The sequence below is a fragment of the Streptomyces kronopolitis genome, from assembly GCF_014646275.1.
GTDB classification, from domain to species: domain Bacteria; phylum Actinomycetota; class Actinomycetes; order Streptomycetales; family Streptomycetaceae; genus Streptomyces; species Streptomyces kronopolitis.
This window is the reverse complement of sequence record NZ_BMND01000015.1, coordinates 164,873-176,744: the sequence shown is the minus strand read 5'-3', so window position 1 is coordinate 176,744 and position 11,872 is coordinate 164,873. Positions and strand designations below refer to the sequence as shown.

Annotated in this window: 11 protein-coding genes; 5 read left to right on the top strand and 6 right to left on the bottom strand. The window is 71.5% G+C overall.

Annotation, left to right across the window (positions count from 1 at the left end; genetic code table 11):
* Positions 1 to 344 precede the first annotated feature (344 nt).
* Positions 345 to 1,616 carry an acyl-CoA dehydrogenase family protein gene (locus IEY78_RS18265; protein ID WP_189099545.1) on the top strand — a complete coding sequence of 424 codons (1,272 nt, stop codon included), beginning with the start codon at positions 345 to 347 and terminating at the stop codon, positions 1,614 to 1,616.
* On the opposite strand, the gene IEY78_RS18260 is transcribed toward IEY78_RS18265, so the two are convergent.
* Both IEY78_RS18260 and IEY78_RS18255 read right to left on the bottom strand, forming a co-directional pair.
* Positions 1,585 to 2,694 carry a sugar ABC transporter permease gene (locus IEY78_RS18260; RefSeq protein WP_189099543.1) on the bottom strand — a complete coding sequence of 370 codons (1,110 nt, stop codon included), beginning with the start codon at positions 2,692 to 2,694 and terminating at the stop codon, positions 1,585 to 1,587. The genes IEY78_RS18265 and IEY78_RS18260 overlap by 32 nt on opposite strands.
* The gene (locus IEY78_RS18255) at positions 2,694 to 3,833 is read right to left on the bottom strand and encodes an MFS transporter (RefSeq protein ID WP_229700032.1); all 1,140 of its coding nucleotides are present in this window, start codon (positions 3,831 to 3,833) and stop codon (positions 2,694 to 2,696) included. The genes IEY78_RS18260 and IEY78_RS18255 overlap by 1 nt, the downstream gene beginning before the upstream one ends.
* A gap of 439 nt (positions 3,834 to 4,272) precedes the next feature.
* On the opposite strand from IEY78_RS18255, the gene IEY78_RS18250 reads away from it, so the two are divergent.
* Positions 4,273 to 5,019 carry a hypothetical protein gene (locus tag IEY78_RS18250; RefSeq protein WP_189099541.1) on the top strand — a complete coding sequence of 249 codons (747 nt, stop codon included), beginning with the start codon at positions 4,273 to 4,275 and terminating at the stop codon, positions 5,017 to 5,019.
* Positions 5,020 to 5,363: 344 nt separating this feature from the next.
* Complete coding sequence (locus tag IEY78_RS18245) at positions 5,364 to 5,987, top strand: sigma-70 family RNA polymerase sigma factor (protein WP_189099540.1); 624 nt, start codon at positions 5,364 to 5,366, stop codon at positions 5,985 to 5,987.
* Between the two features lie 104 nt (positions 5,988 to 6,091).
* Here the strand turns inward: IEY78_RS18245 and IEY78_RS18240 are convergent, their stop codons facing one another.
* Positions 6,092 to 8,227 carry an ATP-binding SpoIIE family protein phosphatase gene (locus IEY78_RS18240; protein ID WP_189099538.1) on the bottom strand — a complete coding sequence of 712 codons (2,136 nt, stop codon included), beginning with the start codon at positions 8,225 to 8,227 and terminating at the stop codon, positions 6,092 to 6,094.
* 236 nt (positions 8,228 to 8,463) lie between these two features.
* Complete coding sequence (locus IEY78_RS18235; RefSeq protein ID WP_189099536.1) at positions 8,464 to 8,766, bottom strand: hypothetical protein; 303 nt, start codon at positions 8,764 to 8,766, stop codon at positions 8,464 to 8,466.
* A gap of 417 nt (positions 8,767 to 9,183) precedes the next feature.
* Between IEY78_RS18235 and IEY78_RS18230 the strand changes: the two genes are divergently transcribed.
* On the top strand, positions 9,184 to 9,447 hold the full coding sequence (locus tag IEY78_RS18230) for a hypothetical protein (protein ID WP_229700031.1): 264 nt from the start codon (positions 9,184 to 9,186) through the stop codon (positions 9,445 to 9,447).
* Between the two features lie 111 nt (positions 9,448 to 9,558).
* Here IEY78_RS18230 and IEY78_RS18225 read toward each other — a convergent pair whose 3' ends face one another.
* Together IEY78_RS18225 and IEY78_RS18220 are read right to left on the bottom strand one after the other, a co-directional pair.
* A complete protein-coding gene (locus IEY78_RS18225; protein WP_189099534.1) occupies positions 9,559 to 10,179 on the bottom strand; it encodes a chloramphenicol phosphotransferase CPT family protein in 621 nt (206 codons plus the stop codon).
* Positions 10,179 to 10,778 carry an HD domain-containing protein gene (locus tag IEY78_RS18220; RefSeq protein ID WP_189099532.1) on the bottom strand — a complete coding sequence of 200 codons (600 nt, stop codon included), beginning with the start codon at positions 10,776 to 10,778 and terminating at the stop codon, positions 10,179 to 10,181. Before IEY78_RS18220 ends, IEY78_RS18225 begins: the two co-directional genes overlap by 1 nt.
* Before the next feature lie 457 nt (positions 10,779 to 11,235).
* Here IEY78_RS18220 and IEY78_RS18215 point away from each other — a divergent pair, with 457 nt between their 5' ends.
* Positions 11,236 to 11,871, top strand: a complete 636-nt coding sequence (locus IEY78_RS18215; protein ID WP_189099530.1) for a hypothetical protein — start codon at positions 11,236 to 11,238, stop codon at positions 11,869 to 11,871.
* The last annotated feature ends 1 nt before the right edge of the window (position 11,872 follow it).

Below are 11,872 nucleotides of genomic sequence, written 5' to 3'. Positions count from 1 at the left end.
GCCGGACGGCGGGCCGGCGGGCCCGGCCGGTGCCGCCTCGACGCGGGCACCGAGCGCCCGCAGCGTGCGCAGCGACGGCGCGGTCAGCGCGGCCGGTCCCGAGACCTGGAGGTCCACCTCCTCCAGCGGTCGCCTCGCACCGATGACAGTGGGGTGTCCCACGGCATTCCTCTCCGGCGGCGGCAGCGCGCCGCACGTCTCGCACGGACCTGAACGGACGGGGACGGACGGATCTGGACGGGCGGGAACCGGACGACGCCTCGGGCCGACCAACTCCACGGCCAGTAAGTCGGACTGTCGGTTCACCGAGTTCCCGGTGAATGCGGAGGAAAGCCGTGAACCCCATGAATTCCGAGCAGGGCACGACGCGCACGGAGGCCCCGGCCGAGGAGGACCGGCCCACGCGCCCCGCGTCCGGGCGGCCGCACTGCCCGCCCGAGCTGATCCCGCTGCGCGACCGGGTCGAACGGTTCGTCAGGGAACGGGTGATGCCCTGCGAGCCGGTTCTCGACGGCGGCGGCCCGGACGCCCGCAGAGCGCTGCGCACCCTCCAGCAGGAGGCGAAGGCCGCCGGGCTGTGGGCGCTGCCGCTCCCCGCCGAACACGGCGGCCAGGGACTGCCGTTGGCCGACTACGCGCACCTCGCCGAGGCCGAGGGCGCCAGCGACCACGGCCCCGCCGCGCTCGGCTCGGCGCCGCTGCTCGATGTGCTGATGCTCGACCGGCACGCAACTACTGCGGTCCGCGAGGGACTTGTACGGCGCCTCGTGACCGGCGACCTGCGCACCTGTTACGCGATGACCGAACCCGAAACCCCCGGCACCGACCCCGCACAGGCCGCGACCCGCGCCGAGGCCGGTCCCGACGGCACCTGGACCCTGCACGGCCGGAAGTGGTTCATCTCGGGCGCCGGCGACGCCGACCTGGTCACCGTACTGGCCCGCACCGGCGGGACGGACGGCGACGAGGAGCTGTCCCTGCTGCTGGTGCCCACCACCGCCCCCGGCTTCCGCGTGCTGCGCGAACTGCCCGTCCTGGGCGCGGGCGGCCAGTGGGAGATCGCCCTCGACGGCGTCACCGTCCCCGGGGACCATCTGATCGGCGCGCGCGGCCAGGCCCTGCGGATCGCCGGGGAACGACTCGGGCTGGGCCGCACCCTGCGCTGTCTGCGCTGGCTGGGACAGGCCGAGCGGGCCTTCGACCTGATGTGCGCCCGGGCCCGCACCCGCACCCGGCGGTCCGGCCCGCTGGCCGACCACCAGCTCGTCCAGCAGCTGGTGTTCGACTCCCTGCTGGCCCTGCGCACCACCCGGCCGCTGGTCCACGAGGCGGTGGCCGAACTGGCGGCGGGCGGCTCCGCCCGGCTGGAGACCGGCCTCGCCAAGGTCGCCGCGGCCCGGATGCTGCAACAGGTCACCGATGCCGCGATCCAGGTGCACGGCGCGGCCGGCCTGGGGCCGGACACCGCACTGCCCGCACTGTTCCGCACCGGCCGCACGGCCCGGCTGCTGGACGGCCCCGACGAGCTGCACATCTCCTCGGTGGCCCGCCGGGTGCTGCGCGACCACCCGGCGGACCCCGCCGTCACATCGTGTCCGGCGCCACCAGCCCGGTGAGCAGCGCCAGCCCCCACGCGAAGAAGAAGTCCCCCCAGACCAGCTCGTGGCCCGTGGCCAGACCGCGGGCGGCGTCGTAGCAGCCGTCGCGCAGCGCGCCCGTGGGGGACAGATGCGCCACGCTCAGCCGGTGCAGAATCCGCCGACCCCAACCCGCCAGCCGCGCGCCCTCGGCCCCGCGGCCGGCCGCCCGGGCGAGCGCGGCCAGCTTCAGCGCCGCCACCGCCTCGATCGCGGCGGCGGAGGTGTCCGGCGGGCCCGGCGCGGGCCCCGCGCCCGGCGGGCCGTCCTGAGCCGGCGGCACGAGCGCCGCACCGGGCGCCGTACGCAGTGCCACCAGCCGCCCTGCCGTCTCCCACAGCCCGCTCTCCGGGAGGTGCGAGAGCCCGTCCGCGATCCCCAACAGCAGCCATCCCGCCGTACGACTCCAGCCCGGTGCGGGCTCGTCATACGCCGCCCAGGTCCCGTCCGGCAGCGCCTGCCAGGCCGGGCGGGGCGGATCCTCGGCCAGGCACAGCGCCAGATGCCGGGTCAGATGCCCGTGGGCGGCGTCCCGTCCGCCACCCGGCGCCCCGGCCAGCAGCGGCACCAGCCCCGGCACGCCGTCCGCACGCGCCAGCAGCCGCGGACCACCGAACGCGCCACCCCACGGCACCACGCCCCATTCCGGCTCGTACGCGGCGAGGCAGGCCCGTGCCGCCCGGTCCCGCAGCGCGGCCGCCGCCCCGTCGCCGCCCGGCCCGGCGGCCAGTGCGGTGCCGTACCAGAGCACCAACCCGCGGGTGGCGGTGTCCTGTTCGACCCAGTGGCCGAGCCGCCCGGTACAGCGTGCCGCCGCCGCCCGGTCCTCCGGGGCACCCGAGGACAGCGCGCGCAACCACAGCAGCCCGGCCCAGCAGCCACCCGTCCACGAGCCCCGCGCGGTGGTCTTCCACGCACCGGTACACGGATCCGCGTACAGCGGGAAGCGCGCCCCGACCTCGTCCGCCGTCACGGCCACCCGCTCCAGCACGGCCGCCAACGCCCGCCCGGCCCAGTCGGCTTCACCACGCGCGCCCGCCGCCCGCAGCGCGCCCATCACGCCTCCCCGCGGTCGCGCGACCTCAGCGGTACGGCCACCGCCGCGGCCGCCGCGAACTCCGCCGCCACCAGCAGCCAGCCCGGCCCGTACCCGCACGCCGACACCAGCGCACCGAACAGCGGCGGACCGACCGCGAACCCGGCGAAGAACCCCGCCGACACCAGCGCCGAATCCTGCCCCGCACGCCCCGGCGGCGCGCTCTGCAACACCAGCACCATCGACACCGCGTTCGCCGATACCGCGAACGCCCCGACCGCGACCGCACCCGGCCACACCAGCGACGGCAGCACGAGCGCCAGCGCCAGCAGCAGCGCCGCCCCCACCGCCCCGGCGGCCAGCAGACCGGGCAGCACCCCCGCCCGCCCCGGCCGTCCCGCGGTGCGCGACCACCCCACCCGGCCCACGATGCCCGCCACCCCGAGGACCGCCACCAGCGCGGCCGCCGCGGTCGGTGCCAGGCCCAGCCGCTGCGCACCGAACAGCGCCAGATAGGTGTTGACGGACGCGATGCCGCACCCCAGCAGCGTCGAGAACCCCGCCAGCCGCCCGACCGCACCGCGGGTGAGGGACGTGGAGTGCGGACCGGCGCCGGCCCGCGCCGGATCCGGCGGCAGGACGCACGCCGCCCATCCCGCGGCCAGCGCCGCCGCACCGGCCGCCGTCCACACCGCACCGCGCCAGCCCACCCCCGCGGCCAGCAACGACAGCGGCAGCCCCGCCACGAAGGCACCGGCCTGCACACCCGACTGCTTGAGCCCGGTGACCGCACCGCGCCGCTCGGCCGGAAAGGCCGCGAGGATCAGCTTGTTGGTCGCCGGATTGGCCAGCGCCTGCGCCAGCCCGCCCAGCGCGACCGCCGCCAGCAGCACCACGGCCCCCGGCGCGGCCCCGATCAGCGCCAGCGACACCGCGGCGAGCAGCAGCAGCGCGACCAGACACCGCCGCGGCCCGACCCGGTCCACCAGGCGCCCCGCCACCGGTGACAGCAGCGCCGCCGTGCCGAACCCCGCCGTCGTGGTCAGGCCCAGCACCGTACGGGAGATGCCCAACTCACCGACCAGCCGCGGCCCGAGCGCGCCGATCAGGAAGAGCTGCACCATCGAGAAGGCCATCGCGGCCGTCAGCAACACCGTCACCCCGGGGCCCGCGCCCCGCGGCCCGGCCGTGCCCCCTCCCGACCCGCCGCCCACCGGCTCCCTGTCCTGCCGCACCCGCACCACACGCCTCCCGAGCCTCCGGCCCCGTCACGGGACCCGGCCCAGTCAGTCGTACGGGCCGGGCGGCCAGTTCCCCGAACGACGCGGTCGCCGCCGGCCCGGGCCCCTCAACTCCCTGTCTCCCACCGGCGCCCCCACCCCGTGATTCACCACCGGTTTCCCACGCACCACACCCGCCCCAATCAAGACGCTCCGGCCGCAAGCGAGCAGATCCGGCCGATATCAGACGCGCACCCCGTCCGAGGCGTCCCGGCGCAGGTCAGGACGGAGATCCGGTCTGTCGACCCGCCGCGGCGGATGTTGTCCGCACGTGAGCAACCCTGCCCGGACAACAGGCCGGAATGGCACCATGGCCGCCATGACAACCGGGCCGTTCCCACGCGCCGTACGCGCCGCGGCATTCGCGGCCGTCTGCGTGACGACAACGGCCCTCGGGCACGCGCTGATGGCCGCGGCACCGCTGCCGTGGTGGGCCGTGCTCGCCGCGTTCGGCGCGACGGGCCCGGTGGGATGGTGGCTGACCGGACGAGAACGCGGCGGATCCATCGTCACCGGCACCACGGTCCTCGCCCAACTCGGCCTGCACGCACTCTTCGACCTGTCACAAACCGGCCTCTCGCACGCCGGCCTCGCGCACCCCGGCCCGGGCACCCATGGCATCGACGCCGTGCGCGGGATGACCGACATGGCGGAGACGGCCGGGGCGGCGACGATGTCCGGCACGGTCACCATGTCGGGCAAGGTCACCACGCCCGGTGCGGGGCACCTCGACGCCACCGCCGAGGCCCTGACCCACCCGGCCCACCTGGACATGACACCGTCCGTCCACGGCTCCCTCGGCATGCTGCTCGCCCATACGCTGGCCGCGATCCTCTGCGGCCTGTGGCTCTGGCGCGGCGAAGCGGCCGCGTTCCAACTCGCCCGCAGCTTCGCGGCGGCCCTCTTCGCCCCCTTGCTGCTGGTCCTGTGGACCCCGGCCCGCACCGGCCGGAAACCGCCCGCTCGCCGGGTCACCACCGACGCGCCCGCCCTGGGCCCGAGCGGCACCCTCCTGCACCACGTCGTCTCCCGCAGAGGCCCACCCGTGCTCCCGTTCTGCTGCTGACCGCACGCCACCACTCCTCCCCGCGCCGCTCCGTGGAACCCCCAACCTCCGTGATTCCACTGGCGCGTTGACCCGGTGACGGTGACGTGCGAAGTGCCGGCACTCCCGCACGGCCGTCTTCTCCGGCCTGCCCCGCCCGCGACATGCCGGCCCCTGCCCGCCGGCCCTCCGACCCGCTCACGGCGTGCCGTACGACGCGACCCCACCGCGTCCGCCCCCGCACGCCGGCCGTCGCCCCCGGCCTCGGCCCGGGCCACCGGAGTGCGCCGCACACCGCCAGGGACCCCAGGGCTCTGCTCCGCCATGCCCTGATGCGGTCCCGCAGCCACCGAAGGATGTCTCGCATGATCGCTGCCCCGACCGGGCCGTCCCGCTACCAGCGGACCGCCGTGAACGACGAGCAGGTGACCGGCCTCGCCCTGGCCGCCAGGGACGGAAACCCCGACGCCGTCGAACGCTTCGTGCACGCCACCCACCGGGACATATGGCGGTTCGTGGCCCACCTGAGCGGGGACACCCACGCGGCCGACGACCTGGCGCAGGAGACCTTTCTGCGTGCTCTCACCGGCCTGCCGAAGTTCGCCGGCCGGTCCTGCGCGCGTACCTGGCTGTTGTCCATCGCCCGCCGGGTGGTGATCGACCGCTATCGCTCGGCCGCGGCCCGCCCCCGCATCGCCGACATCAACGACTGGCAGGCGGTGGCGGAACACCGCCAGCCGAGCGGCCTGCCCGGCTTCGACGACGGCCTGGCCCTCGGCGAACTCCTCGACACCCTCGACCGCGAACGCCGGGAGGCCTTCGTCCTCACTCAGCTGGTCGGCCTGCCCTACGCGGATGCCGCGGCCGTCGTCGGCTGTCCGGTCGGCACCGTTCGCTCCCGGGTCTCCCGCGCCCGCGCGGACCTCGCCGGATGGCTCAGGTCCGCCGAAACGTCCGCACAAGGGCCCCGCCCGGCGATGGCGCAATAGCCGCGACGCCGGTGCCGGGGCCGCCCGGTACCGGCTGGTGCACGAGGTCCTGCCCGGTGGTGGCCGGGCAGGACCTCGCGAGCCCGCTTGAGGGGGGAGTTCTCCTACCGTGACCACGCCTCCGCGAAGCCGGCCATCTCGAACCAGACCGACTTCCCGCGCCCGTACGGGGCAGTGCCCCACGCGGCGGCAAGCTCTTCCACGATCACCAGGCCACGGCCGTTCTCCGAGAAGCTGTCGATCTCCGGATCAACGGTGATGGGAGCAGGCACCGGCGGTCGGGTGGAGGAGTCGCGGACATCGACCCGGATGCGGTCGGGGTATCTGCGCAGCCGCACATCGACATCGCTGTCGGCGTGGACAAGTCCGTTGGTGACCAGCTCCGTTGCGAGCAGCTCGGTCTCGTAGGCAATGGCACCGAGCCCCCACTGCTCCAGGATGTCTTGAATGAACTGGCGAACCTCCCGTACACCGCGCAAGTCATGACGCTGGACGTACAAACGGCTGACGCGGGACGGCACTTCCTGCATGTTGCCCTCGTACCGCGCCAGGAGCAGGGCGGTGTCGTCGTCCCGGACGGCCGTGTCGGTGGTGATCCGGAGGAGACGATCCGCCAGGCCCTCCAGACTGCGACCGTTCGCTGCGGCCATGCTGCCCAGCAGTCGCCGCGTTCCGGTGTCGACGTCGAGGGTGTGCGAACACACCAGACCGTCCGTGTAGAGCGCCAGAACGGTCTCAGGAGCGAGGGTGACCTCAACGGATTTGTAGTTCGCGTCCGGATCCACCCCTAGGGGGAGGCCGACATCGGGTGCCGGGACCGCGATGACACCGTCAGGGCGTCTCAGCACCGGCATGGGATGGCCGGCACTGGAGATCTCCGCGATTCCGGTCGCGAGGTCGAGCCAGACGCAGCAGCACGTCGCCAGCAGCCCGGGCTTCAGATCGGTCAGCAGCCGGTTCATCCGGCGCAGGAGGTCCGTGGGACGGTGCCCCTCCGCGGAGTACGCCCGCACGCCGCTGCAGATCTGGCCCATGACCGCCGCCGCGGAGGAACTGTGGCCCTCCACGTCCCCGATGACCAGCCCGACGTTTCCGTCGGGCAGAGTGAGTACGTCATACCAGTCCCCGCCGACATCACCGCTCTCGGACGCGGAGAGGTAGCGGGCCGCGCACTCCAGCTGTTCGAGGTGCGGCAGCGCATGCGGCAGCAGCGCTTGCTGCAGCTCCCGGGCCATCGCGTGCTCCCCGTCGGACAGACGGGCACGTTCCAGCGCCTGACTGAAGAGGCTGGCCATGGTCACCAGGGCCGCCCGTTCCTCGGCGCGGAAGTGGCGTGGACGGGCGAAGGTCAGCAGGAGAACTCCCTTTTGGTGTGCCATCCCCGCGAGCGGCAGCACAATGCACGCCCCCCGACCGTCGGAAAAGCCTCCGACGGGATTCTTGGCGAGCTGCTCATCGGACTCCAGGAATACCGCCCGGTCGTAGCGGAAAATCCGAGCCTCCGCTGATCCGTCCGCTGCCAGCGTCCGGCTTATCTCGTCGATGAGTTCTCCCGAATATCCGGAGCACCCCACGAGACGCAGCCACCCCTGCTCCTCGACGCACACGGCCATCTGCTGCGCCTGAAGCGGTTTCATGATGCGCTCGTTGGCCACCTCGACAACATCTCTCATGCGTTTCGCTTCGACCAGCGCGGACGCAAGCTTGTGAATGTTGTAGACGAAGGTGATATCAACCGAAAAGGACTCTTCATGTGCCGGCGTAAGAAAGAGCGGATTGTGTGAGAGTTCCGCGAGATCGCCACCGTGAGATGCTTTACCGCCGCCTTGAGAAGCTTTGAGGAGTCGGCTCAGGGCGTCACCGAGCTCCGCGCAGTGCCGTTGAGCGGCGGAGAGGTCGGGGGCATTTTCAAGGGGAGGCTCCCATATGCCGGTCAGGACCCCGAGGGTATTCTCGTTGTCGTCGCTCAGCGGGGTCGATATCACGGTGTACGGGAACGGCATGGTCACTTGAGGGGACCGCTTGATCGGCGAGCTTTCGAAAAACTGCTGCCCGCCTCGGTAAGCTTTCGCCGCCGTGTAATTGGTACTCTGGACGGCTATGTTCTCCGCCACGGTGAATACGGATACGGGGCCGCCTACGACCAGTGCGGCAATCAGCTCTCGGCCGTCGGGAGAGGGCACATAGACGATCGCGGTGCTGGCGCGCATTTCCTCGATGAGTCGGCGCAGGGTTGCCATCACCGGGGTTTCCTGAATCCAGCCTGGCCCCCCGCGGTGCGGTGCGCCATAACTGCCTTCACAAAGCGGCGATCGACTGTGACTGCTGTGTGTCATCACACACATCCCGTCAAACGAATACCCTCTCATTCTAAATCTCGCACACCGCGTGCCAGGTTGCTAGTAGGGATACACCCTCTTGTCACGGTGGGTGTCCGCGAGTTCGCTGGTTGTGCGAGGGCAGGGGAGCCAAGCCCCTACGTGAGTCCGGTCTCCGCCTTGCTGAACAGGACGCCCTCGGAGTAGAAGAACACCGCGTTGCTGCTCCCGTCGGCGCCGTAGCACGTCCAGGTCACGGGGTAGCGGCCACCGGGTTCGGTTTCGCCGTCCTGCTGGCAGGTGCTGGCGTAGGTGCGGAGGAGCTGCTCGGTGCTGCCGGCTCTGATCTTCCGGTACTCGGCGAGCGTCAGGGGGTCACTGGCCACGGCGAACTCTTGATAGGCGCCGGCGATGACGAGGACGCCGAGGAGGGAACCGGCGGCTATCGCACTCTTCTTCACAGTGGGGTGTGTTCCTTCGAGGGGGCGGGGCATGGGGGCGCACCGGTACGGAGCCGGGGTGTGTCCCAAAGGCGCGGCAGACTCGCCGCACAGGGATTGTAGGACGACGCTCCGACCCCTCCGTGGACGCACAGGAGCAGTTGGCCCGGTGGAACATACCGACGGGCCAACTGGACGGTGTCGACGGGCACTCAAGCGGTCGGCACACCCTCCCATGGATCCGCGCCGGGAATGACAGTCACAAGAACCCTGATGCCGCGAGGGATTCGACCGGTCCGCTGTCGGCGCTGCCCGGGTGTCGCTACGCTGCTGCGCATGGATGCCAGGGACTCGGACCCCGCGGATCACGCTGAGAAGTGGCCACTACCTCCGCCTTGGATGTGGAGTTGCCAGGAGTGCACCGATCTCTACAAGGCGATGAAACAGGCTCCCGAAGTGGTGGACGCCGCCCGGGCGGAGAGCGAACCAGGGGTGGACTGTGACCCCTTCGACACCGTTGTTTCCTCGCAGATTCACCTCGCCCGCCATATCGCCACCCGGCACACCGCGGAGGTCCCCGCGATGGACCAGGGCTGCGACAGGTGCAAGTCCGACATGACGCGGGAGATGCCCGTCGTCCTCGTGCTGGAACACCGCGCCCGGCATGTCTTCGCCCCGCCCAGCATCGCGGGTCTGCTGTAGCTGTCGGGGCGACGGCCGCGGTTGTGGGGCAGCGGCCGTAGTCGTCGGGAACGGCGTCGGCAGCACCTGCTGAGCTGTCTCACCGGGTGCTGCACCGCCCTCCTCCCTACTTCACCCTTCCGCCGGCAGCAGCGCAGGGTTCGCCTTCATCTGCGCGAAGGCGGTGGGGGAGTGCCGCCGGCCGAGGAACTCCGTGATCTGCCGAGCGCAGTCGAGCGCACTGGTGGTGCCGGTGTCGCACTCGATGTCGTAGACGCCATGCGCATGGACACGGTGGAACTGGCGGGCGGCGAGCCCCGGCGGACGATCGCCGCGGGCTTGCTCCCGGCGTTCCAGCTCCGCCAGCGGGCAGCGGACCCCGACGAGGACGACGTCCTCGGGGCGGAACAGTGCGAGGCAGTCGTGCAGCCGCCACGGTTCGCTGAACAGGTGGTCCACGATGATGTTGTTGCCCGCCGCGGCCATGCCGGCCACCGCACGGTGATACCCCCGCCATGTGCGCCGGAGCATGGCGGCGAGTTCGTCCGGGGGAAGCTCGGGGCCGGACCGCATGGCATGGAAGGCATCCACGGGCATGTGGAAGTACGTCTCATCGAGGAGGGCGAGCAGCTCCTTCGCGATGCTGGACTTGCCGGAACTCGACGTGCCGTTCAGGAAGATGATGAGGCCGCCGGCCGGCTGACCGGGTATCTCCGGACCGGCGGCAGCGGGCTCGAATTCGGCGGCGGCCATCAGGGCGCGGGGGCGAGCAGGTCCCGGGCCACCGCCGCGTCCCGGACCTCCTCGTAGAGGGCGGTGAGGGTGTCGCTCACCTGGACGCGCGGGAGTTGGAGGCGGTCCAGGGCCGCCGCGTCCGCGCCCACGTCCTGCCAGCCCTGGCCGGTCAGCAGCCGCATCAGGGCGGGGTTGAGCCGGTCCACGCCACGGACGAGGCGGGCTTCGGGGGTGACCGCTTCCTCGTGCTCGTGCCACAGGCTCAGGAACTCGTCGCCGAGGCCGTCCGGCAGGGAGGCGAAGCGGCGCTGGGCGACCTCCTCCTCGATCCGGGCCTTCTCGCCGCGGTCGCGTGCGCTCCAGGCCGAGGGGTCGCCCGCCTCGATTTCCACGAGATCGTGCATCAGACACATCTTGAGCATCTTTTCCAGGTCGAGCTTCCGGCCGCTCTCCCGCTCGAACTCGCGGTGCAGGATCCAGCTGATGAGGGCCAGATGCCAGGAGTGTTCGGCCACGCTCTCCTTTCGGCTGGGCGTGGCATTGTTGTGCCGTTCGACGTCCCGTAGCCGGGCGGTGAAAGAAATGAAGTCGAATACTTCACGAAGATTGTTTTCCATGCCGTATGTCCGTTCTCTTGTTGTTTCCGCCGTTGCGCCCGGGAGGGCCTCTGCGGAACGTAACACCGGTGGTGCCGGGGCCCGTTGGATCAGGCCAGTGGGCGGATCGGCCGTGCCTCTGCGAGGCGCTTCTGACCTGCCGCGGCTGTCTCAAAGCGATCGTTGACCGCTGCTTCGGACCGGTCCTAGATTCCTTCTCGCACGCAACACCCCGTCAACAAGAGGAAAGCCCATGGCGAAGTTCTATGCGGAGTCCGAACTCGACGGAAAGTTGACCGGTTTTCGTTCACGCGGTCCGGCGACCCTGGCGGAATGCCTGGCGCCGGGAACACTGTGGCAGCCGGTGTTTCAGATGACGGTAATGGCGCACACGGAGAAGGGCCGGAGTGTATTGACAGGTACGCGTCGCGCTGACAGTAACCCGACCCACCCGAATGTCATCAGCACGCCCACCAGCATGCTGCCCCTGGAATTCGCGCGATGTTACGCCGAGGGCATCACCGCGTCGGCGACCGAGACGGTGCCCGTCCATCTGACGGAGCTGCGCGCCGACGACCTGCGGACCGTGGTCCGGTTACCCGACACCGCCGCACGCGGCGTGATCCCCGACCCGTCCTCGGCGCTCCCGTTTCTGGCAGGAGACCTGCTCGCCCGCAAGCTCGGCGCCGAGACCGCCATGGAGGCCGCGTCCCGCGAAACGCCCCTGGGCACCTGCCGGTTCTCCATGGTGGGAGCCGGCTTCAGCTATGTCGCCGACCGGCCCACCGACGACCCCGAGAACCCCGAGCCGCTCTTCGAACCGCTGCTGATGTTCGGAGCGATACTCGAACTCGACGATCCCGCGGTCATCCCGGAACACACCGCGTCGTACAAGGACCTCTGCTGGACCTCGCCGGAGGACTACGCCGAGGGCGTCCGCACCAAGCGCATCGAGAGCTTCAACCCCAAGTTTCTCGATCGCGCGGACGAGGCGGACAGCGATTCGGTGACCGTCTGTGCCCGCGGACTGTGCCTGCAGACCACCCACAAGGTGCTCACCGACCTGGTGCCCGGATCCGCCACCCCCGGCCCCACCACCGGCGCCTCCCGGTGAC

Coding starts and splice junctions, on each gene's coding strand:
- IEY78_RS18240 (WP_189099538.1), bottom strand. CDS start 8,227: ATGGCAACCCTGCGCCGACTCATCGAGGAAATGCGCGCCAGCACCGCG.
- IEY78_RS18215 (WP_189099530.1), top strand. CDS start 11,236: ATGCTGCCCCTGGAATTCGCGCGATGTTACGCCGAGGGCATCACCGCG.
- IEY78_RS18220 (WP_189099532.1), bottom strand. CDS start 10,778: ATGGAAAACAATCTTCGTGAAGTATTCGACTTCATTTCTTTCACCGCC.
- IEY78_RS18260 (WP_189099543.1), bottom strand. CDS start 2,694: ATGGGCGCGCTGCGGGCGGCGGGCGCGCGTGGTGAAGCCGACTGGGCC.
- IEY78_RS18265 (WP_189099545.1), top strand. CDS start 345: ATGAATTCCGAGCAGGGCACGACGCGCACGGAGGCCCCGGCCGAGGAG.
- IEY78_RS18250 (WP_189099541.1), top strand. CDS start 4,273: ATGACAACCGGGCCGTTCCCACGCGCCGTACGCGCCGCGGCATTCGCG.
- IEY78_RS18230 (WP_229700031.1), top strand. CDS start 9,184: ATGAAACAGGCTCCCGAAGTGGTGGACGCCGCCCGGGCGGAGAGCGAA.
- IEY78_RS18245 (WP_189099540.1), top strand. CDS start 5,364: ATGATCGCTGCCCCGACCGGGCCGTCCCGCTACCAGCGGACCGCCGTG.
- IEY78_RS18225 (WP_189099534.1), bottom strand. CDS start 10,179: ATGGCCGCCGCCGAATTCGAGCCCGCTGCCGCCGGTCCGGAGATACCC.